Source organism: Kitasatospora sp. YST-16 (assembly GCF_026802215.1).
GTDB lineage: Bacteria > Actinomycetota > Actinomycetes > Streptomycetales > Streptomycetaceae > Kitasatospora > Kitasatospora cineracea.
This window is the reverse complement of sequence record NZ_CP113837.1, coordinates 2,762,001-2,781,788: the sequence shown is the minus strand read 5'-3', so window position 1 is coordinate 2,781,788 and position 19,788 is coordinate 2,762,001. Positions and strand designations below refer to the sequence as shown.

The window sequence follows — 19,788 nt, the reverse complement described above, 5'->3', positions numbered from 1 at the left end:
GGCGAATCTTGTCGTGCGACTAACGATCATCACCTCCATCACCGGTGTACTGGTGCTGCTGTACATCCTCGAGCTGCTGCGGCGTCAGCAGCTGCGGGAGAAGTACGCGGTGATCTGGCTGGCCATCGGCATCGCGGTGGCCCCGCTCGGCTTCTTCCCCGACCTGCTGGACTCCACCGCGGGCCACCTCGGCATCGCGTCCGGCGTCAGCCTGGTGCTCTTCGCGGGCTTCGTCCTGGTCCTGCTGGTCTGCCTGCACCTGAGCTGGGAGGCCAGCCGCCTGGAGGCCGAGACCCGCAGCCTTGCCGAGGAGGTCGCGCTGCTGCGCTCCCACCTGGTCGAGCACCACGGGTACCCGGTCAGCAAGCAGAACAAGGCGGAGACCGCCGACGACACCGAGGTGTACTCATGATCGACGGCAAGCGCGTCCTCATCATCCTGCCCGCCTGGAACGAGCAGGACGGCCTCCCCGGTGTCCTCAAGGAGATCCGCACGACCCTCCCGGGCGTGGACACCCTGGTGGTCGACGACGGCTCCACCGACCGCACCTCCGCGGTCGCCGCGGAGTTCGGCTCCCCGGTCGCCCAACTCCCGTACAACCTCGGCGTCGGCGGCGCGATGCGGCTGGGCTACCGGTACGCCTTCCTGCACGGCTACGACGTCGCCATCCAGGTCGACTCCGACGGCCAGCACGACCCGGCGTACGTCCCGGTGATGCTGGAGAAGCTCAAGGAGGCCGACCTGGTGATCGGCGCCCGCTTCGCCGGCCAGGGCGACTACACGGTGCGCGGCCCCCGCAAGTGGGCGATGAGCCTGCTGTCCGTGGTGCTCTCCCGGATCACCCGCACCAAGCTGACCGACACCACCTCCGGCTTCCGCGCCTCGAACAAGCAGCTGATCGAGTTCTTCGCGCAGTGGTACCCGGTGGAGTACCTCGGCGACACCATCGAGAGCATGGTCGGCGCCGCCCGCTGCGGCTTCGTCGTGCGCCAGGTGCCGGTCGCCATGCGCGAGCGGACCACCGGCACCCCCAGTGCCTCGCCGATCAAGGCCACCGTCTACCTGGGCCGGGCCGGCCTGGTCCTGCTGCTGGCGATGATCCGCCGGATGCCCAAGCACCTCAAGGCCCTGGCCCCGGGACGTGGTTCACGGAAGTCACGGAACCGACTCGTCGGCCAGAACTGAGAGTGGGACGGCGATGACTGAGGTCACACCCGAGCCGGGCTCCTCCCTCGGCTCCGAACACGACGTCGAGACCGGCGCCGGGGAGCGCCCGACAGGACGCTGGGGCGCCCGTTGGGTGCTTCCCGTGTCGTTGGTCACCGGTTACCTGGCCCAGGTGTTCTTCCGGCTGTGGCTCGACCGCGGTCAGAACTTCCCGGTGGTCCTCCCGGACGAGCCGATGTACCTGGTGATCGCCCGGGTGCTGGCCGGACTGCCGACCACCGAGATCCCCGGCAACGAGGTCATCCCGGGCGGCTATCCACTGCTGCTCGCGCCCGCGATGCGGCTGGCGGACGGTCCGGTGCAGGCGTACCACCTGATCATGGTGACAAACGCCCTGATCAGCGCCCTGGTGCTGCCGCTCGGCTACTGGGCGGCGCGTCGACTGCAGGTACCGCGTGGCCTGTCGTACCTGTTCGCCTTCGCCGCGGCGCTGCTGCCGCCGGCGGTGTTCTACGCGCAGTACGCGATGGCCGACACCCCGCTGCCGGCGCTGGTGCTGGCCTGGCTGATCGGCATGCACGGACTGCTCTCCGACGGGACCCGGCGGCGCCGGGTCCTGTTCGGCCTGCTGACCGGCGGCGCCGCGGGCTACATGATGCTGGTGCACGACCGCGGCAGCGTGGTGGTCGTGCTCACCGGCCTGGTGCTGCTGGTGGTGCTGGTGTTCGGTTGGGCCCCGCGGATCGCCACCGCGACCGGGCTGGGCGCGATCGTGGCGCTGTTCTTCGCCAAGCAGGTCATGACGCAGTGGCTGGTGTCGCACATCGCCAACGCGCACCCCAGCCAGGTCGGCAACGTCCTGGTGGAGAACCTGGAGAACAGCGAACTGCTGGACCGCACGGTGATGCGCACGGTCGGGCACCTCTGGTACTTCGCCACCTCCACCTGGGGCATCGGCGCGATGGTCGCGCTGGCCTGCGTCGTGGTGGTGTTCACCCGGGGCCAGTCGAAGGCGAACCGGGTCTGCGCCTTCCTGATGGTCTCGCTGATGTGCGGCGTGGCGCTGGCGGCGGCGGCAGCCCTGCCGGAGGACGGCCGGATCGACACCATCGTCTACGCCCGCTACCTCTCGCTGCTGGTCCCGGTGTTCTTCCTGGTCGGCCTGGTGCTGATCCTCCGCCTGCCGTGGAAGCGGCTGGCCCTGCTGGGCGGCGTGACGGTGGTGCTGGTCGGGGCGCAGACCCTGCTGCTGCTGCACCTGGCGGGCGGCGTCTGGAAGAAGTCCTACTTCATCCTGTGGGGCCTGCCGGACGTGACCTTCCTGTCCACCCTCACCGGCGGCAGCTGGTGGTCCTTCCACGCCTGGCGGACCACCGTGGTCGCCCTGCTGGTGCTGGCCGTCGTGCTGCTGATCCGGGTGCCGGCCCGCACCGGCCGCCGGGCTGTGCTGGCGAGCGGGGCGGTCGGCGTGCTGTTGCTGGCCTTCGGAGGGTGGGCCACCTACAGCATCACCGAGAACGTGGTCAAGCCGAACACCCGGTCCCGGTACGGCGACGCGACCGGGTTCCTCAAGCAGGCCGGGATCAAGCCGGGGGAGAAGCTGGTGATGGACTCGGGTTTCCGCTGGGAGACCCAGATGACCCTGGCGTTCACCGTGCTGGACGGCAAGGTCATGACGCGCGACGTGCTCTCGGGCAAGGACCAGGTCCCGGCTGAGGCGACCGCGGTGGTGGTCTGTCTGTGGGACACGGCCAAGCCCGCCGATCAGAGCTGGCCGAACCACCCCGCCGACTGGCACGTGGCGGTGGCGCACCAGGACAAGGGCTACGTGCTCTGGCGCAAGGGCTGAGGACCGCCGCTCCACCGGTCGGCCCCCCGGACGCTCGCGCGTCCGGGGGGCCGATTGGCGTATCGCGCTCCTCCTGTGGCAGGATGTCCGGGTTGCTCGGTTGAGTACCGATGCTGCGCGCCTCCCGCCGGGAGGACCGGAAGCGAGTCCCATGTACTCGTCGTTCCCGTGAATGGCCGTTCATGTGCCCACGTGCTGTGTGTGGGTGCAGTGGTGTGTAAGCGACACCGCGGCAGCTGCGGGGCGAAAGTACGGGAATCTTCCGGGAAGCGTGTGCGGGGTACCGGCCCGGCTCACCCCAACTCCCAGAAGTTCGAAACCGACGAGATGTTTCGCCGGTTTTTTGCAAGCGCGAGGGCGACACGCCCGAGCGCGGGGGTCGGAGGGGGAGTCGTGCAGCGACGTACGACACAAAGGACTACGAAGTAGCCATGGCGGGACAGAAGATCCGCATCCGGCTCAAGGCCTACGACCACGAGGTCATCGACTCCTCGGCGAAGAAGATCGTCGAGACGGTGATCCGGACTGGTGCGCAGGTCGCGGGCCCGGTGCCGCTGCCCACTGAGAAGAACGTTTACTGCGTCATCCGCTCGCCGCACAAGTACAAGGACTCGCGCGAGCACTTCGAGATGCGCACTCACAAGCGTCTGATCGACATCCTCGACCCCACGCCGAAGACGGTTGACTCGCTGATGCGTCTCGACCTGCCGGCGGGCGTCGACATCGAGATCAAGCTCTGAGAGGCGCACCGAAGATGGCTAAGCAGATTAAGGGCATCCTGGGCGAGAAGCTCGGCATGACCCAGGTCTGGGACGAGAACAACCGGGTCGTCCCGGTGACCGTCGTCAAGGCCGGGCCGAATGTCGTGACCCAGGTCCACACCGCCGACAGCCCGGCCGGCTACGACGCCGTCCAGATCGGCTTCGGCGAGATCGACCCCCGCAAGGTGAACAAGCCCCTCCAGGGCCACTTCGCCAAGGCCGGTGTCACCCCCCGCCGCCACCTGGTCGAGCTCCGTACCGCGGACGCGTCCGAGTACACCCTGGGCCAGGAGATCACCGCCGAGCTGTTCGAGGCGGGTGTCAAGGTCGACGTGACCGGCACCTCCAAGGGCAAGGGCTTCGCCGGTGTCATGAAGCGTCACAACTTCAAGGGCCTCGGCGCCGGTCACGGCACCCAGCGCAAGCACCGTTCGCCCGGCTCCATCGGTGGCTGCGCCACCCCGGGTCGTGTGTTCAAGGGCATGCGCATGGCGGGTCGGATGGGCCACGAGCGCGTGACCACCCAGAACCTGACCGTGCACGCGGTCGACGCGGAGAAGGGTCTGCTGCTCATCAAGGGCGCGATCCCGGGTCCGAACGGCGGCCTCGTCCTCGTCCGCACCGCGGCGAAGGGGCTGTGAAGGATATGAGCACCATTGACATCCTGTCGCCGGCCGGCGACAAGGCCGGCAGCCTGGAGCTGCCCGCCGAGATCTTCGACGCCAAGGTCAGCGTCCCGCTGATGCACCAGGTCGTCGTGGCGCAGCTCGCCGCGGCTCGCCAGGGCACCCACAAGGTCAAGCGTCGTGGCGAGGTCCGCGGTGGCGGCAAGAAGCCGTACCGCCAGAAGGGCACCGGCCGCGCCCGCCAGGGCTCGACCCGCGCCCCGCAGTTCGCCGGTGGTGGCGTCGTGCACGGTCCCGTGCCGCGCGACTACTCGCAGCGCACCCCGAAGAAGATGATCGCCGCCGCCCTGCGCAGCGCGCTCACCGACCGGGCTCGTCACGAGCGCATCCACGTCGTCACCGGCGTGACCGCGACCGAGGCTCCGTCGACCAAGGCCGCCAAGGTCCTGTTCGGCAAGATCTCCGAGCGCAAGAACCTCCTCCTGGTGGTCGAGCGCGAGGACGAGCTGGGCATCCTGTCCGCTCGCAACCTGCCGAACGTGCACATCCTGGACGCCGGCCAGCTGAACACCTACGACGTGCTCGTCTCCGACGATGTGGTCTTCACCCAGGCCGCCTTCGAGCGTTTCGTGGCCGGTCCGGCCGCGTCCGCCAAGGCCGTTGCTGCTGAGGGCGAGCTCGAAGGGACTGCCGCCTGATGAGCGAGATCACCTCCAAGACGTTCACGGACCCCCGTGACGTCCTGATCAAGCCGGTCATCTCGGAGAAGAGCTACTCGCTCCTCGACGAGAACAAGTACACGTTCGTCGTGGCTCCCGGTGCCAACAAGACCCAGATCAAGCAGGCCGTCGAGTCGGTCTTCTCGGTCAAGGTCGAGGCCGTGAACACGCTGAACCGCCAGGGCAAGCGCAAGCGCTCCCGCACCGGTTTCGGCAAGCGCAAGGACACCAAGCGCGCGATCGTGACGCTGGCCGAGGGCAACCGCATCGACATCTTCGGTGGTCCGGTCGCCTGACCCTCGGGTCAGGGACTGCGATCGTCGTAAAGGACGAGGACAGAAATGGGTATCCGCAAGTACAAGCCGACTACGCCGGGCCGTCGCGGCTCCAGCGTGGCCGACTTCGTCGAAATCACGCGGTCCACGCCGGAGAAGTCGCTGGTTCGCCCGCTGCACAGCAAGGGCGGCCGTAACAACGCCGGTCGTGTCACCGCTCGCCACCAGGGTGGCGGTCACAAGCGCGCCTACCGTCTGATCGACTTCCGTCGTCACGACAAGGACGGCGTGCCGGCCAAGGTCGCTCACATCGAGTACGACCCGAACCGCACCGCGCGCATCGCGCTCCTGCACTACGCGGACGGCGAGAAGCGCTACATCATCGCCCCCCGCGGCGTCGCGCAGGGTGACCGGATCGAGAACGGCGCTGGCGCCGACATCAAGCCGGGCAACAACCTGCCGCTGCGCAACATCCCGGTCGGTACCACCATCCACGCGGTGGAGCTCCGTCCCGGCGGTGGCGCCAAGCTGGCCCGTTCCGCGGGTTCCGGCATTCAGCTGCTCGCCCGTGAGGGCCGCATGGCGCACCTGCGCATGCCCTCCGGTGAGATCCGCCTGGTGGACGCGCGCTGCCGCGCGACCGTCGGCGAGGTCGGCAACGCCGAGCAGTCGAACATCAACTGGGGCAAGGCCGGCCGTATGCGCTGGAAGGGCGTCCGCCCGACCGTGCGTGGTGTGGCCATGAACCCGATCGACCACCCGCACGGTGGTGGTGAGGGTAAGACCTCCGGTGGTCGCCACCCGGTCTCGCCGTGGGGCAAGCCCGAGGGCCGCACCCGTCGCCCGAACAAGGCGTCGGACTCCCTCATCGTGCGCCGCCGCAAGACCAACAAGAAGCGCTAGGAGCAGGTCAGATGCCGCGCAGTCTCAAGAAGGGCCCCTTCATCGACGACCACCTTCAGAAGAAGGTGGACGTGCAGAACGAGGCGGGCACGCAGAACGTCATCAAGACCTGGTCCCGTCGTTCCGTGATCTCCCCGGCCATGCTGGGCCACACGATCGCGGTTCACGATGGCCGCAAGCACGTCCCGGTGTTCGTCACCGAGTCGATGGTCGGCCACAAGCTCGGCGAGTTCGCTCCCACGCGCACCTTCAAGGGGCACGTGAAGGAAGACCGCAAGTCGAAGCGTCGCTAATCGCTTCCGCGAGCTGTAGCGCCAGAACGACAAAGTGACTTACTCCATTAAGGGGACAACCATGGAAGCCAGGGCCCAGGCGCGGTACATCCGCGTCACGCCCATGAAGGCCCGCCGCGTGGTGGACCTCATCCGTGGCCTGCAGGCCACGGAGGCCCAGGCGGTCCTGCGTTTCGCTCCGCAGGCCGCCACCGTGCCGGTCGGCAAGGTGCTCAACAGCGCCATCGCCAACGCCGCGCACAACTACAACCACTCCAACGTGGACGACCTCTACATCTCCGAGGCGTACGTTGACGAGGGTCCGACCCTGAAGCGGTTCCGTCCGCGCGCCCAGGGCCGTGCCTACCGGATCCGCAAGCGGACCAGCCACATCACCGTGGTCGTCAGCAGCAAGGAAGGGACCCGGTAATGGGCCAGAAGGTTAACCCGCACGGGTTCCGCCTCGGCATCAGCACGGACTTCAAGTCCCGTTGGTACGCCGACAAGCTGTACAAGGACTACGTCAAGGAAGACGTCGCCATCCGGCGTCTCATGACGCAGGGCATGGAGCGCGCCGGCATCTCGAAGGTGGAGATCGAGCGCACCCGTGACCGCGTCCGCGTGGACATCCACACCGCTCGTCCGGGCATCGTGATCGGCCGCCGTGGCACGGAGGCCGACAAGATCCGCGGCAAGCTGGAGAAGCTGACCGGCAAGCAGGTCCAGCTGAACATCCTCGAGGTCCGCAACCCCGAGATGGACGCCCAGCTCGTGGCCCAGGGCGTCGCGGAGCAGCTGTCCTCCCGCGTCTCCTTCCGTCGCGCCATGCGCAAGAGCATGCAGTCGACCATGAAGGCCGGCGCCAAGGGCATCAAGGTCCAGTGCTCCGGTCGTCTCGGCGGCGCCGAGATGAGCCGTTCGGAGTTCTACCGCGAGGGCCGTGTGCCGCTGCACACCCTGCGCGCGAACGTCGACTACGGCTTCTTCGAGGCCAAGACCACCTTCGGCCGCATCGGCGTGAAGGTCTGGATCTACAAGGGCGACGTCAAGAACATCGCCGAGGTCCGCGCTGAGAACGCCGCCGCCCGCTCCGGCAACCGCCCGGCCCGTCCCGAGGGCGGTCGTCCCGCCCGCGGTGGCGAGCGCGGTGGCCGTGGTGGCGAGCGCGGCGGCCGCGGCCGTCGTCCCGCCGCTGCTGCCGAGGCCCCCGCGGCCCAGGCCGCGGTCGAGGCTCCGGCTGCCGAGAACACCGGAACGGAGGCCTGACCGCAATGCTGATCCCCCGTCGGGTCAAGCACCGCAAGCAGCACCACCCGAAGCGCCGCGGCGCTGCCAAGGGTGGCACCGAGCTGGCGTTCGGCCAGTTCGGCATCCAGGCCGTGACCCCGGCCTACGTGACGAACCGTCAGATCGAGTCCGCTCGTATCGCGATCACCCGTCACATCCGTCGTGGCGGCAAGGTCTGGATCAACATCTACCCGGACCGCCCGCTCACCAAGAAGCCGGCCGAGACCCGCATGGGTTCCGGTAAGGGTTCGCCGGAGTGGTGGATCGCGAACGTGCACCCGGGTCGGGTCATGTTCGAACTGTCGTACCCGAACGAGAAGATTGCCCGCGAGGCGCTCACGCGTGCCGCGCACAAGCTTCCGATGAAGTGCCGGATCGTTCGGCGCGAGGACGGTGAGAGCTGATGTCGGCCGCTACCAAGGCTGCTGAGCTTCGGGAACTGGACAACGAGGCCCTCGTTGCCAAGCTCCGCGAGGCCAAGGAGGAGCTGTTCAACCTCCGCTTCCAGGCGGCGACCGGGCAGCTCGACAACCACGGACGGCTCCGGCTGGTCCGTAAGGACATCGCGCGGATCTACACCCTGATGCGCGAGCGCGAGCTGGGCATCGAGACGGTGGAGAACGCCTGATGACTGAGAACACCAACGAGACGCGCGGTTTCCGCAAGACCCGTGAGGGTCTCGTCGTCAGCGACAAGATGGACAAGACCGTCGTCGTCGCCGTCGAGGACCGCGTCAAGCACGCGCTGTACGGCAAGGTCATCCGCCGTACCAACAAGCTGAAGGCGCACGACGAGCAGAACGCGTGCGGTGTCGGCGACCGTGTCCTCCTGATGGAGACCCGGCCGCTGTCCGCGACGAAGCGCTGGCGCGTCGTCGAGATCCTCGAGAAGGCCAAGTAACAAGGTTGTTCGCGGTACGGCCGTATGTGCACCGGGCCCCAGGGGCGCGGGTGTGAGCAGCGGCCGGCCCGTCAACACTTGTTGACGATCAGGAGAAAGCTGTGATCCAGCAGGAGTCGCGACTGCGCGTCGCCGACAACACGGGTGCCAAGGAGATTCTCTGCATCCGCGTTCTCGGTGGCTCCGGTCGCCGCTACGCCGGTATCGGGGACGTCATCGTCGCCACCGTCAAGGACGCGATCCCCGGCGGTTCGGTGAAGAAGGGCGACGTCGTCAAGTGCGTCGTCGTTCGCACCGTCAAGGAGCGCCGCCGTCCGGACGGTTCGTACATCCGCTTCGACGAGAACGCCGCCGTGGTTCTCAAGAACACCGATGGCGACCCCCGCGGTACCCGCATCTTCGGCCCGGTGGGCCGCGAGCTGCGCGACAAGAAGTTCATGAAGATCATCTCGCTGGCGCCGGAGGTGCTCTAACCCATGGCGAACAGCATGAAGATCAAGAAGGGTGACCTGGTCCAGGTCATCACCGGCAAGGACAAGGGCAAGCAGGGCAAGGTCATCCAGGCCATCCCCGCTGACAACAAGGTCCTGGTCGAGGGTGTCAACCGGGTCAAGAAGCACACCAAGCCGGGCCCCGGCACGCAGGGTGGCATCGTGACCGTCGAGGCCCCGGTGCACGTCTCCAACGTCCAGCTGGTCGTGGAGAAGGACGGCAAGAAGGTCGTCACCCGCGTCGGCTACCGCTTTGACGACCAGGGCAACAAGATCCGCGTTGCCAAGCGGACCGGTGAGGACATCTGATGTCTGAGACGACTGTTGAGAAGGTGACCCCCCGCCTCAAGGAGAAGTACCTCTCCGAGGTCAAGGGTCAGCTGCACGAGCAGTTCTCGTACGAGAACGTCATGCTGATCCCCGGCCTGGTCAAGGTCGTGGTCAACATGGGTGTCGGTGAGGCCGCCCGTGACAGCAAGCTGATCGAGGGTGCCATCAAGGACCTGACCGCGATCACCGGTCAGAAGCCGGCCGTCACCAAGGCCCGCAAGTCCATCGCGCAGTTCAAGCTGCGCGAGGGCCAGCCGATCGGTGCCCACGTCACCCTCCGTGGTGACCGCATGTGGGAGTTCGTGGACCGTCTGGTGTCGCTGGCGCTGCCGCGTATCCGTGACTTCCGCGGCCTCTCGCCCAAGCAGTTCGACGGCCGTGGCAACTACACCTTCGGTCTGACCGAGCAGGTCATGTTCCACGAGATCGACCAGGACAAGGTCGACCGTCAGCGCGGTATGGACATCACCGTCGTGACCACCGCTCAGACCGACGATGAGGGCCGGGCGCTGCTGCGCGCTCTGGGCTTCCCGTTCAAGGAGGCGTGAGCCATGGCGAAGAAGGCCCTGATCGCTAAGTCCGAGCGCAAGCCGAAGTTCGGCGTCCGGGCGTACACCCGGTGCCAGCGCTGCGGCCGTCCGCACTCGGTGTACCGCAAGTTCGGCCTGTGCCGTGTGTGCCTCCGTGAGATGGCGCACCGCGGCGAGCTGCCGGGCGTGACCAAGAGCTCCTGGTAAGTCCTTACCGGAAGTTCTGACATCAGCGAGCAGTGTGCCCGACCTCGACGCTTTTGGGTTCCCGCGAGGGATCCCGTAAGGTGTTGGGGTCGGGCCCCTGCTGCGGCGTCCCCTCCGGGCGACCCGCGGCCTTCCTGAGAGGGCTCGCGACACCCAGTCTTACTACGTCGCAGGTCCCCTGCGCTTGTGCCCCTTTCGCACTCCACCGAGTGCGCGGAGGGGGACCTGGCGCGGAGAAACCACGGCGGGAGAGGCCTGAGGCCACCATGACCATGACCGACCCCATCGCAGACATGCTCACGCGTCTGCGTAACGCGAACTCGGCGTACCACGACTCCGTGGCGATGCCGGCCAGCAAGATCAAGGCGCACGTCGCCGAGATCCTGCAGCAGGAGGGGTACATCTCCTCCTACAAGGTTGAGGAGCCCGTCGAGGGCGAGGTCGGCAAGAAGCTGACCATCGAGCTCAAGTTCGGCCCCAACCGCGAGCGTTCCATCGCCGGCATCAAGCGCATCAGCAAGCCGGGTCTGCGTGTGTACGCAAAGTCCACCAACCTGCCGAAGGTGCTCGGCGGCCTGGGCGTGGCGATCATCTCCACGTCCTCCGGCCTCCTGACCGACAAGCAGGCCGCCAAGAAGGGCGTAGGCGGAGAAGTTCTCGCCTACGTCTGGTAATTCGGGAAACGGAGGTACAGCAATGTCGCGCATTGGACGGCTGCCCATCCAGGTTCCCGCTGGTGTGGACGTCACCATCGACGGCCAGACGGTCTCGGTGAAGGGCCCCAAGGGCACCCTCACCCACGTCGTCGCCGCGCCGATCGAGATCGGCAAGGGCGAGGACGGCACTCTGGTCGTCACCCGCCCGAACGACGAGCGTCAGTCGAAGGCCCTGCACGGCCTGTCGCGCACGCTGGTGGCGAACATGATCACCGGCGTGACCGCGGGCTACCGCAAGTCGCTGGAGATCAGCGGCGTCGGCTACCGAGTCACGGCGAAGGGCTCCGACATGGAGTTCGCGCTGGGCTACAGCCACCCGATCCTGGTCACCGCGCCGGAGGGGATCACCTTCGTCGTCGAGACGCCCACCAAGTTCCACGTGGACGGCACCGACAAGCAGAAGGTCGGCGAGATCGCCGCCAAGATCCGCAAGCTGCGCAAGCCCGACCCGTACAAGGCCAAGGGCGTCAAGTACGCGGGCGAGGTCATCCGCCGCAAGGTCGGAAAGAGTGGTAAGTAAGCGATGAGCGTCTCTGTCAAGATCGGCAAGGGCAACGCCTACAAGAACGCCGCCCGCAAGCGCCGCGCCATTCGCGTTCGCAAGCGCGTCGTCGGCACCGAGGTGCGTCCGCGCCTCGTCGTGACGCGTTCGAACCGCCACATGGTCGCCCAGGTCATCGACGACGCCAAGGGTCACACCCTGGCGTCGGCGTCCACCCTCGACGTGTCCATCAAGGGCACCGAGGGCGACAAGACCGAGCTGGCCAAGAAGGTCGGAAGCCTGGTCGCCGAGCGCGCCAAGGCCGCCGGCGTCGAGTCGGTCGTCTTCGACCGCGCGGGCAACCGGTACGCCGGCCGCATCGCCGCCCTGGCGGACGCGGCCCGCGAGTCCGGGCTCGACTTCTAAGCCGCTCGTCGACTCTGTCGGCGGACGTAAACGAGAGAGGTAATTCCAATGGCTGGACCCCAGCGCCGCGGTAGCGGCGCCGGCGGCGGCACCGGTGGCGAGCGGCGCGACCGTAAGCGGGACGAGCGGGGCGGCGCCCCGGTCGCCGAGAAGACCGCTTACGTCGAGCGCGTCGTCGCGATCAACCGTGTCGCCAAGGTTGTCAAGGGTGGTCGTCGTTTCAGCTTCACCGCGCTGGTCGTGGTGGGCGACGGTGACGGCACCGTGGGTGTCGGTTACGGCAAGGCGAAGGAGGTTCCGGCCGCCATCGCCAAGGGCGTTGAGGAGGCCAAGAAGAACTTCTTCAAGGTCCCCCGTATCCAGGGCACCATCCCGCACCCGATCCAGGGCGAGAAGGCCGCCGGCGTCGTGCTGCTGAAGCCGGCGTCCCCCGGTACCGGTGTCATCGCCGGTGGCCCGGTGCGTGCCGTCCTGGAGTGCGCCGGCGTTCACGACATCCTGTCGAAGTCGCTCGGCTCGGACAACGCGATCAACATCGTGCACGCCACCGTGGCCGCTCTGAAGGGCCTCGTGCGCCCCGAGGAGATCGCCGCCCGTCGTGGCCTGCCCCTGGAGGACGTGGCCCCGGCCGCGCTGCTCCGGGCCCGTGCGGCTGGGGTGAGCGCCTGATGGCTCGCCTGAAGGTCACCCAGACCAAGTCGTACATCGGTAGCAAGCAGAACCACCGTGACACCCTCCGTTCGCTCGGCCTGAAGCGGCTGAACGACACCGTGGTGAAGGAGGACCGCCCGGAGATCCGCGGCATGGTCCACACCGTTCGCCACCTCGTCACGGTCGAGGAGGTGGACTGATCATGTCGGACTCGCCGATCAAGCTCCACAACCTGAAGCCCGCCCCGGGTGCCAAGAAGGACAAGATCCGTGTTGGTCGCGGTGAGGGCTCCAAGGGCAAGACTGCAGGTCGTGGTACCAAGGGCACCAAGGCCCGCTACCAGGTTCCGCAGCGCTTCGAGGGTGGCCAGATGCCCCTCCACATGCGCCTGCCGAAGCTGAAGGGCTTCAAGAACCCGGCCCACAAGCAGTTCCAGGTCGTGAACCTGGACCGCCTGGCCGAGCTCTACCCGAACGGTGGCGAGGTCACCGTGGCCGACCTGATCGCGAAGGGCGCCGTTCGCAAGAACGAGCTCGTCAAGGTCCTCGGCCAGGGCGACATCGCGGTGGCGCTGCAGGTGACGGTCGACGCCGTCTCCGGCTCCGCCGCCGAGAAGATCACCGCGGCCGGCGGTTCGGTCACCGAACTGCTCTGACGCGGTCGATCTGACGCACGGACAGACACCGGGCCCCGAGCCCCTCTTGTGAAAGGGGGGCCGGGGCCCGGTGCCGTTGGCACCCCTTGCACACGCTCTATTTGTGTGTCAAACCCGGGCAAGCCGTACCCCATGAGTGGGGGAGCGGCCGCACGCGCTTCTTTCCGGCCCCCGGGCACTGTTAGAGTCCGTGAAGTTCCCTTTCCCCACATCAGGACCGACCCTTCCGCCGACGACGCGCGGGAGGCGCAGGAGGCACCGTGCTCAGTGCGTTCGCGCGGGCGTTCCAGACGCCCGACCTGCGCAAGAAGCTGCTGTTCACGCTGGGCATCATGGTGCTGTTCCGGCTGGGCGCCCACGTCCCCATGCCCGGAATCAACTTCCAGGCCGTCCACGCGTGCGTCAACGGGCAGAAGGAAGGCCTGTTCGGGCTGGTCAACCTGTTCAGCGGCAACGCGCTGCTGCAGCTGACCATCTTCGCGCTCGGCATCATGCCGTACATCACGGCCAGCATCATCCTGCAGCTGCTCACCGTGGTCATCCCGCGGCTGGAGGCCCTGAAGAAGGAGGGGCAGGCCGGCACCGCGAAGATCACCCAGTACACCCGCTACCTGACCATCGCCCTCGCGGTGCTGCAGGGCACCGGCATCCTGGCGACCGCGTCCAGCGGTGCGCTGTTCTCGGGCTGCCCCGAGGGCGGCAACATCGTGCCGAACCAGTCGATCTTCCGGATCGCCACCATGGTCATCATCATGACCGCCGGCACCACCGTCATCATGTGGCTGGGTGAGCTGATCACCGACCGCGGCATCGGCAACGGCATGTCGATCCTGATCTTCACCTCGATCGCGGCGGGCTTCCCCGGCTCGATGTGGGCGATCAAGGAGTCCGGCAAGCTGCTGGACGGCTGGGGCGAGTTCGCCTCGGTCATCGCGGTCGGCATCATCGTGGTCTGCCTGGTCATCTTCGTCGAGCAGGCCCAGCGCCGGATCCCGGTGCAGTACGCGAAGCGGATGGTGGGCCGCCGGTCCTTCGGCGGCACCTCGACCTACATCCCGCTGAAGGTCAACCAGGCCGGCGTCATCCCGGTCATCTTCGCCTCCTCGCTGCTGTACATCCCGGCGCTGGTGGTGCAGCTGACCAACTCGCAGGCGAGCTGGGCGATCTGGATCCGGAACCACTTCGTCAAGGGCGACCACCCGGTCTACATGGCGACCTACTTCGTGCTGATCGTCTTCTTCGCCTTCTTCTACGTCGCCATCTCCTTCAACCCCGAAGAAGTTGCCGACAACATGAAGAAGTATGGTGGCTTCATCCCGGGCATCCGGGCCGGCCGGCCGACGGCCGAGTACCTGAACTACGTGCTCACCCGCATCACGTGGCCGGGTTCCCTCTACCTGGGCCTCATCGCGTTGATCCCGATGGTCGCCCTGGTCGCCTTCGGACAGCAGACCAACTTCCCGTTCGGCGGCACCTCCGTGCTCATCGTCGTCGGCGTCGGACTCGAAACTGTGAAGCAGATCGAGAGCCAACTCCAGCAGCGCAATTACGAAGGGTTCCTCCGCTGATGCGAATCGTCCTCGTCGGACCCCCCGGGGCCGGGAAGGGTACTCAGGCGCACGTTCTGGCCAAGACCCTGTCCATTCCCCACATCTCCACCGGTGACCTGTTCCGTGCCAACATCAGCCAGGGCACCCCGCTGGGTGTCGAGGCGAAGTCCTACATGGACGCCGGGCGCCTGGTGCCCGACGAGGTCACCATCGGGATGGCCAAGGACCGCATGCTCCAGCCGGACGCCGCAGGCGGCTTCCTGCTGGACGGCTTCCCGCGCAACCTGGGCCAGGCGGAGGCGCTGGACGCCATCCTGGCCGAGAACGGGATCGCGCTGGACGGCGTGCTGGACCTTGAGGTCCCCGAGGACGAGGTCGTCAAGCGGATCGCCGGTCGCCGGCTGTGCCGCAACGACGGCGCCCACGTGTTCCACGTGGTGTACAACCCGCCGAAGGTCGAGGGCGTCTGCGACGAGTGCGGCGGCGAGCTGTACCAGCGCTCGGACGACACCGAGGAGGCCGTCCGGGTCCGCCTGGAGGAGTACCACTCCAAGACCGAGCCGATCATCGGCTACTACCAGGCGCAGGGCCTGCTGGTCACCATCTCCGCCCTCGGCAAGGTGGACGAGGTGACCGAGCGCGCGGTCGCCGCCCTGGAGCAGAACAAGAACGCCTGACGCCACGACGCGTCGTGAGACGGCCGGGTCGCCCCGAAGCGGGCGCCCCGGCCGTCTCGTGCGTCGTACGGTGGAGGGCAGTCCGAAATCAGAACGTGGAAGGCGTTGACCAGATGGTGGAGATCAAGACCCCCGAGCAGATCGCCAAGATGCGGGCGGCCGGGCTGGTCGTCGCCGAGGCGCTGAAGGCCGCCCGCGAGGCGGTCGCCCCGGGGGTGACCACCGGCGAGCTGAACGACATCGCCGACGCGGTCATCGCCAAGCACGGCGCCACCTCCAACTTCCGCGCCGACCACGGCGGTCTGTGGTTCCCGGGGGTGATCTGCGCCTCGGTGAACGAGGAGGTCGTGCACGGCATCCCCGGCGAGCGGGTGCTGAAGGCCGGCGACCTGATCTCGATCGACTGCGGCGCGATCCTGGACGGCTGGCACGGCGACGCGGCGATCACCGTCGCGGTCGGCGAGACCGCCGCCGAGAACGTGATGCTGTCGAAGGTCACCGAGGGCTCGATGTGGGCCGGCATCGCCCAGATGAAGAAGGGCAACCGGCTGGTCGACGTCTCCCGGGCGATCGAGGGCTTCGTCCGCCGCCAGCCGCTGCCGCCGAAGGGCAAGTGGGGCATCACCGAGGGCTACGGCGGCCACGGCATCGGCACCGCGATGCACATGGAGCCGCACGTGCTGAACTACGTGGCCGGCCGCGGCAAGGGCATGAAGCTGGTCCCGGGCACCGTGCTGGCGATCGAGCCGATGGTCTCGCTCGGCACCCCGCACACCGCGGTGCTGGAGGACGACTGGACGGTCGTCACCACCGACGGCACCTGGGCCTCGCACTGGGAGCACTCGGTGGCCGTCACCGAGCAGGGCCCGCTGGTGCTGACCGCCTTCGACGGGGGCCGGGCCGAGCTGGCCAAGCTGGGCGTCACCGCGGCGCCGGACCCGCTGGGCTGAACCGGATGATCTGAGGGACTTCTCTCACTGCGGGCGGATCGGGCCCGGGGGTTTGGACCTCCGGGCCCCTTGTCCTATTTTCATCAGCTGACACCCGCAGCAACCCCAGGGGAGAGACAGTGCTCAAGGGCTTCCGCGACTTCATGATGCGCGGCAACGTCATCGACATGGCCGTCGGTGTGGTCATCGGTGCCGCGTTCACCGGCGTGGTGACCGGTTTCGTCACCGCCTTCCTCACCCCGGTGGTCGGCGTGGTGGTCGGCGCGGCCGGCGACTTCAGCGCCTACACCTTCTCGGTGGCCGGCGTGCACTTCCCGTACGGCCAGTTCCTGAACGTGCTGATCGCGTTCGTGCTGACCGCCGCGGTGCTGTACTTCTGCGTGGTGCTGCCGGTGTCCAAGGCCACCGCCCGGTACCTGCCGAAGAAGCCCTCGGTGCCCAAGCGCCCCTGCCCCGAGTGCCTGACCGAGATCCCCGAGGCCGCCCGCCGCTGCTCGGCCTGCACCGCCGTGGTGCAGCCGGTCGTCCCGGTGCAGGTCGCCGCGAAGTACTGAGCCCCGGCACCGCGCCGAGCTGATTTCGCTCCGGTGCGGTGCTTGGTTTACGATGGTGCGTCGGCTCTCTCGTAGCGTGTTCCCGCACGCCCTCAGCCCAGGGGAATCCCCCGTGGCAGAGGTGAAGCCTGGTTCGCACGAGCGTTCCGCATACGGTAGCCGGACCCGAAGGGTGGATCTCGCAGTTCATGGCTAAGAAGCAAGGCGCCATTGAGATCGAGGGCACCGTGATCGAGTCTCTTCCGAACGCGATGTTCAAGGTCGAGCTGCAGAACGGTCACAAGGTCCTCGCGCACATCAGCGGCAAGATGCGCATGCACTACATCCGCATCCTCCCGGATGACCGGGTCGTGGTGGAGCTCAGCCCCTACGACCTGACCCGCGGCCGGATCGTCTACCGCTACAAGTAACAACCGCCAGATCTAGACCCCGGAGAACCTGAATCATGAAGGTCAAGCCGAGCGTCAAGAAGATCTGCGACAAGTGCAAGGTGATCCGCCGCCACGGCCGGGTCATGGTGATCTGCGACAACCTGCGCCACAAGCAGCGCCAGGGCTGATCCACCCCCCAGCATTTCTCGTAGGACCTTCGCGCGACGCGCACCAACGTCATAAGCGGGCCGCCCGATCCGTCCGTCCCGGACGGACTGCCACCCCCGGTCAGAGGCCGGGGCTCCCTGTCGAGAGACAGCGAGTAGGCGGCACGTCAGACCTCTGAGAAGAACCACAGGAGCCTTGAATGGCACGCCTTTCCGGCGTTGATCTCCCCCGCGAGAAGCGGATCGAGATCGCCCTCACCTACGTCTACGGCATCGGCAAGACCCGCGCCCAGCTGGCCCTCGCCGAGACCGGCGTGAGCGGTGACATCCGCGTGCGCGACATCAGCGAGGACGACCTCGTCAAGCTGCAGAAGTTCGTGGACGCGAACTTCGAGGTCGAGGGTGACCTCCGCCGCCAGGTCGCCGCCGACATCCGCCGCAAGGTCGAGATCGGCTGCTACGAGGGCCTGCGCCACCGTCGCGGTCTGCCCGTCCGCGGCCAGCGCACCCACACCAACGCGCGTACCCGCAAGGGCCCGCGTCGCGCGATCGCCGGCAAGAAGAAGCCGGGCAAGAAGTAGTCCGTCCCGTCACCGGACATCCCTCCGGCCCGCGGGTCAGCGGACCGACCACCTCAGTAGGAGAACAGACTTATGCCCCCCAAGGGTCGTCAGGCTGCCGGCGCGAAGAAGATCCGCCGCAAGGAGAAGAAGAACGTCGCTCACGGGCACGCCCACATCAAGAGCACGTTCAACAACACCATCGTTTCGATCACCGACCCCTCGGGCAACGTGATCTCCTGGGCCTCTGCCGGCCACGTCGGCTTCAAGGGCTCGCGCAAGTCCACCCCGTTCGCCGCGCAGATGGCCGCCGAGGCCGCTGCCCGTCGCGCGCAGGAGCACGGCATGCGCAAGGTCGACGTCTTCGTCAAGGGTCCGGGCTCCGGCCGTGAGACCGCGATCCGCTCGCTCCAGGCCACCGGCCTGGAGGTCGGCTCGATCCAGGACGTCACCCCCACCCCGCACAACGGCTGCCGTCCGCCGAAGCGCCGCCGCGTCTGACGCGACGCCTGGGGTCACCAGGCGTCCGGTGTTTCAAACCTGGTACGGGGTCCCGTTCTCGACGGGACCCCGTACGCTTGAGTTCTATCGGCATCAAATAGTGGGTGCCGAAGACAACTGGAGGATCCAGAACATGCTGATCGCTCAGCGTCCTTCGCTGACCGAAGAGGTCGTCGACGAGTTCCGCTCGCGGTTCGTGATCGAGCCGCTGGAGCCGGGCTTCGGCTACACCCTCGGCAACTCGCTCCGCCGCACGCTCCTCTCCTCGATCCCGGGTGCCGCCGTCACCAGCATCCGGATCGACGGCGTCCTGCACGAGTTCACCACCGTGCCGGGCGTCAAGGAGGACGTCACCGACCTCATCCTGAACATCAAGCAGCTGGTCGTCTCCTCGGAGCACGACGAGCCGGTCGTGATGTACCTGCGCAAGCAGGGCCCGGGTGTGGTCACCGCCGCCGACATCGCGCCCCCGGCCGGTGTCGAGGTGCACAACCCCGAGCTGGTCCTCGCCACGCTGAACGGCAAGGGCAAGCTGGAGATGGAGCTGACCGTCGAGCGCGGTCGCGGCTACGTCTCCGCCGTGCAGAACAAGGCCTCGGGCCAGGAGATCGGCCGCATCCCGGTCGACTCCATCTACAGCCCGGTGCTCAAGGTCACCTACAAGGTCGAGGCGACCCGTGTCGAGCAGCGCACCGACTTCGACAAGCTGATCGTCGACGTCGAGACCAAGCCGGCCATGCGTCCGCGCGACGCGATGGCGTCGGCCGGCAAGACCCTGGTCGAGCTGTTCGGCCTGGCCCGCGAGCTGAACGTCGACGCCGAGGGCATCGACATGGGCCCGTCCCCGACGGACGCCGCCCTGGCCGCGGACCTGGCGCTGCCGATCGAGGAGCTGGAACTCACCGTCCGCTCCTACAACTGCCTCAAGCGCGAGGGCATCCACACCGTGGGTGAGCTCGTCGCCCGCTCGGAGGCCGACCTGCTCGACATCCGCAACTTCGGTGCGAAGTCGATCGACGAGGTCAAGGCGAAGCTGGCCGGCATGGGCCTGGCCCTCAAGGACAGCCCGCCCGGGTTCGACCCGACCGCCGCCGCCGACGCCTTCGGCGCCGACGACCTGGACGACCAGGGCTACGCGGAGACCGAGCAGTACTGAGTTCCCTGAAGTCTTGACGCCGGGGGCGGTTCCCAGTGGATCGCCCCCGGGGCCAT

At 67.6% G+C, this 19,788-nt stretch carries 33 protein-coding genes; all 33 read left to right on the top strand.

The features are described from left to right. Positions 1-13 precede the first annotated feature (13 nt). The 33 genes from OU787_RS12560 (at position 14) to OU787_RS12400 (ending at position 19,732) form a co-directional block, all read left to right on the top strand. On the top strand, positions 14-412 hold the full coding sequence (locus OU787_RS12560; protein ID WP_268659365.1) for a DUF2304 domain-containing protein: 399 nt from the start codon (positions 14-16) through the stop codon (positions 410-412). Beyond that, positions 409-1,185, top strand: a complete 777-nt coding sequence (locus tag OU787_RS12555) for a glycosyltransferase family 2 protein (RefSeq protein ID WP_268659364.1) — start codon at positions 409-411, stop codon at positions 1,183-1,185. Before OU787_RS12560 ends, OU787_RS12555 begins: the two co-directional genes overlap by 4 nt. A 13-nt stretch (positions 1,186-1,198) precedes the next feature. Beyond that, the gene (locus tag OU787_RS12550; protein ID WP_268659363.1) at positions 1,199-3,016 is read left to right on the top strand and encodes a hypothetical protein; all 1,818 of its coding nucleotides are present in this window, start codon (positions 1,199-1,201) and stop codon (positions 3,014-3,016) included. Between the two features lie 431 nt (positions 3,017-3,447). Next, a complete protein-coding gene (gene rpsJ, locus OU787_RS12545) occupies positions 3,448-3,756 on the top strand; it encodes a 30S ribosomal protein S10 (protein WP_012785157.1) in 309 nt (102 codons plus the stop codon). Between the two features lie 14 nt (positions 3,757-3,770). Continuing rightward, entirely contained in the window at positions 3,771-4,418 is a 648-nt protein-coding gene (rplC, locus tag OU787_RS12540; RefSeq protein ID WP_014136287.1) for a 50S ribosomal protein L3, read from the top strand. Between the two features lie 5 nt (positions 4,419-4,423). Then, the gene (gene rplD / locus OU787_RS12535; RefSeq protein ID WP_014136286.1) at positions 4,424-5,101 is read left to right on the top strand and encodes a 50S ribosomal protein L4; all 678 of its coding nucleotides are present in this window, start codon (positions 4,424-4,426) and stop codon (positions 5,099-5,101) included. After that, entirely contained in the window at positions 5,101-5,418 is a 318-nt protein-coding gene (gene rplW / locus OU787_RS12530) for a 50S ribosomal protein L23 (protein WP_030457419.1), read from the top strand. The genes rplD and rplW overlap by 1 nt, the downstream gene beginning before the upstream one ends. A 45-nt stretch (positions 5,419-5,463) precedes the next feature. Beyond that, the gene (gene rplB, locus OU787_RS12525; RefSeq protein WP_030457418.1) at positions 5,464-6,300 is read left to right on the top strand and encodes a 50S ribosomal protein L2; all 837 of its coding nucleotides are present in this window, start codon (positions 5,464-5,466) and stop codon (positions 6,298-6,300) included. An 11-nt stretch (positions 6,301-6,311) separates the two neighbouring features. Continuing rightward, on the top strand, positions 6,312-6,593 hold the full coding sequence (gene rpsS / locus OU787_RS12520; protein ID WP_014136283.1) for a 30S ribosomal protein S19: 282 nt from the start codon (positions 6,312-6,314) through the stop codon (positions 6,591-6,593). Between the two features lie 61 nt (positions 6,594-6,654). Then, positions 6,655-7,002, top strand: a complete 348-nt coding sequence (rplV, locus tag OU787_RS12515) for a 50S ribosomal protein L22 (protein ID WP_030457417.1) — start codon at positions 6,655-6,657, stop codon at positions 7,000-7,002. Next, positions 7,002-7,838 (top strand): 30S ribosomal protein S3, encoded by an 837-nt coding sequence (gene rpsC / locus OU787_RS12510; protein ID WP_030457416.1) that lies wholly within the window; start codon positions 7,002-7,004, stop codon positions 7,836-7,838. Before rplV ends, rpsC begins: the two co-directional genes overlap by 1 nt. A gap of 5 nt (positions 7,839-7,843) precedes the next feature. Next, positions 7,844-8,263, top strand: a complete 420-nt coding sequence (rplP, locus tag OU787_RS12505; protein ID WP_030457415.1) for a 50S ribosomal protein L16 — start codon at positions 7,844-7,846, stop codon at positions 8,261-8,263. Then, the gene (rpmC, locus tag OU787_RS12500; RefSeq protein ID WP_030457414.1) at positions 8,263-8,487 is read left to right on the top strand and encodes a 50S ribosomal protein L29; all 225 of its coding nucleotides are present in this window, start codon (positions 8,263-8,265) and stop codon (positions 8,485-8,487) included. The genes rplP and rpmC overlap by 1 nt, the downstream gene beginning before the upstream one ends. Further along, positions 8,487-8,759 carry a 30S ribosomal protein S17 gene (gene rpsQ, locus OU787_RS12495; protein WP_014136278.1) on the top strand — a complete coding sequence of 91 codons (273 nt, stop codon included), beginning with the start codon at positions 8,487-8,489 and terminating at the stop codon, positions 8,757-8,759. Before rpmC ends, rpsQ begins: the two co-directional genes overlap by 1 nt. A gap of 101 nt (positions 8,760-8,860) precedes the next feature. Continuing rightward, entirely contained in the window at positions 8,861-9,232 is a 372-nt protein-coding gene (gene rplN / locus OU787_RS12490; RefSeq protein ID WP_030300391.1) for a 50S ribosomal protein L14, read from the top strand. A 15-nt stretch (positions 9,233-9,247) separates the two neighbouring features. Then, positions 9,248-9,559, top strand: a complete 312-nt coding sequence (rplX, locus tag OU787_RS12485) for a 50S ribosomal protein L24 (protein ID WP_030457413.1) — start codon at positions 9,248-9,250, stop codon at positions 9,557-9,559. Next, on the top strand, positions 9,559-10,128 hold the full coding sequence (gene rplE, locus OU787_RS12480) for a 50S ribosomal protein L5 (protein ID WP_030457412.1): 570 nt from the start codon (positions 9,559-9,561) through the stop codon (positions 10,126-10,128). Before rplX ends, rplE begins: the two co-directional genes overlap by 1 nt. A gap of 3 nt (positions 10,129-10,131) precedes the next feature. Then, positions 10,132-10,317 (top strand): type Z 30S ribosomal protein S14, encoded by a 186-nt coding sequence (locus OU787_RS12475; protein WP_008747480.1) that lies wholly within the window; start codon positions 10,132-10,134, stop codon positions 10,315-10,317. A 266-nt stretch (positions 10,318-10,583) separates the two neighbouring features. After that, positions 10,584-10,991 carry a 30S ribosomal protein S8 gene (gene rpsH, locus OU787_RS12470; protein WP_030055831.1) on the top strand — a complete coding sequence of 136 codons (408 nt, stop codon included), beginning with the start codon at positions 10,584-10,586 and terminating at the stop codon, positions 10,989-10,991. A 22-nt stretch (positions 10,992-11,013) separates the two neighbouring features. Beyond that, a complete protein-coding gene (gene rplF, locus OU787_RS12465) occupies positions 11,014-11,553 on the top strand; it encodes a 50S ribosomal protein L6 (RefSeq protein WP_030457411.1) in 540 nt (179 codons plus the stop codon). A 3-nt stretch (positions 11,554-11,556) separates the two neighbouring features. Then, positions 11,557-11,940 (top strand): 50S ribosomal protein L18, encoded by a 384-nt coding sequence (gene rplR, locus OU787_RS12460; protein WP_014136272.1) that lies wholly within the window; start codon positions 11,557-11,559, stop codon positions 11,938-11,940. Positions 11,941-11,988: 48 nt separating this feature from the next. Further along, positions 11,989-12,609, top strand: a complete 621-nt coding sequence (rpsE, locus tag OU787_RS12455) for a 30S ribosomal protein S5 (RefSeq protein WP_030457410.1) — start codon at positions 11,989-11,991, stop codon at positions 12,607-12,609. Beyond that, complete coding sequence (gene rpmD / locus OU787_RS12450; protein WP_014136270.1) at positions 12,609-12,791, top strand: 50S ribosomal protein L30; 183 nt, start codon at positions 12,609-12,611, stop codon at positions 12,789-12,791. The genes rpsE and rpmD overlap by 1 nt, the downstream gene beginning before the upstream one ends. Positions 12,792-12,793: 2 nt before the next feature. After that, entirely contained in the window at positions 12,794-13,246 is a 453-nt protein-coding gene (rplO, locus tag OU787_RS12445) for a 50S ribosomal protein L15 (protein WP_030457409.1), read from the top strand. Between the two features lie 260 nt (positions 13,247-13,506). Next, entirely contained in the window at positions 13,507-14,814 is a 1,308-nt protein-coding gene (secY, locus tag OU787_RS12440) for a preprotein translocase subunit SecY (protein WP_030457408.1), read from the top strand. Then, positions 14,814-15,473 (top strand): adenylate kinase, encoded by a 660-nt coding sequence (locus OU787_RS12435; protein ID WP_030457407.1) that lies wholly within the window; start codon positions 14,814-14,816, stop codon positions 15,471-15,473. The genes secY and OU787_RS12435 overlap by 1 nt, the downstream gene beginning before the upstream one ends. A gap of 113 nt (positions 15,474-15,586) precedes the next feature. Continuing rightward, complete coding sequence (map, locus tag OU787_RS12430; RefSeq protein WP_030457406.1) at positions 15,587-16,423, top strand: type I methionyl aminopeptidase; 837 nt, start codon at positions 15,587-15,589, stop codon at positions 16,421-16,423. Between the two features lie 119 nt (positions 16,424-16,542). Beyond that, the gene (gene mscL, locus OU787_RS12425) at positions 16,543-16,977 is read left to right on the top strand and encodes a large conductance mechanosensitive channel protein MscL (protein ID WP_268659362.1); all 435 of its coding nucleotides are present in this window, start codon (positions 16,543-16,545) and stop codon (positions 16,975-16,977) included. A gap of 188 nt (positions 16,978-17,165) precedes the next feature. Then, positions 17,166-17,387, top strand: coding sequence for a translation initiation factor IF-1 (gene infA, locus OU787_RS12420; RefSeq protein ID WP_003956442.1), 222 nt, complete (start codon positions 17,166-17,168; stop codon positions 17,385-17,387). Positions 17,388-17,422: 35 nt separating this feature from the next. Next, positions 17,423-17,536, top strand: coding sequence for a 50S ribosomal protein L36 (rpmJ, locus tag OU787_RS12415; RefSeq protein ID WP_003956441.1), 114 nt, complete (start codon positions 17,423-17,425; stop codon positions 17,534-17,536). Positions 17,537-17,715: 179 nt separating this feature from the next. Further along, the gene (gene rpsM, locus OU787_RS12410) at positions 17,716-18,096 is read left to right on the top strand and encodes a 30S ribosomal protein S13 (RefSeq protein ID WP_014136258.1); all 381 of its coding nucleotides are present in this window, start codon (positions 17,716-17,718) and stop codon (positions 18,094-18,096) included. Between the two features lie 72 nt (positions 18,097-18,168). Then, complete coding sequence (rpsK, locus tag OU787_RS12405) at positions 18,169-18,576, top strand: 30S ribosomal protein S11 (RefSeq protein ID WP_014136257.1); 408 nt, start codon at positions 18,169-18,171, stop codon at positions 18,574-18,576. A 133-nt stretch (positions 18,577-18,709) separates the two neighbouring features. Next, positions 18,710-19,732 carry a DNA-directed RNA polymerase subunit alpha gene (locus OU787_RS12400; RefSeq protein WP_030457404.1) on the top strand — a complete coding sequence of 341 codons (1,023 nt, stop codon included), beginning with the start codon at positions 18,710-18,712 and terminating at the stop codon, positions 19,730-19,732. Positions 19,733-19,788 lie beyond the last annotated feature (56 nt).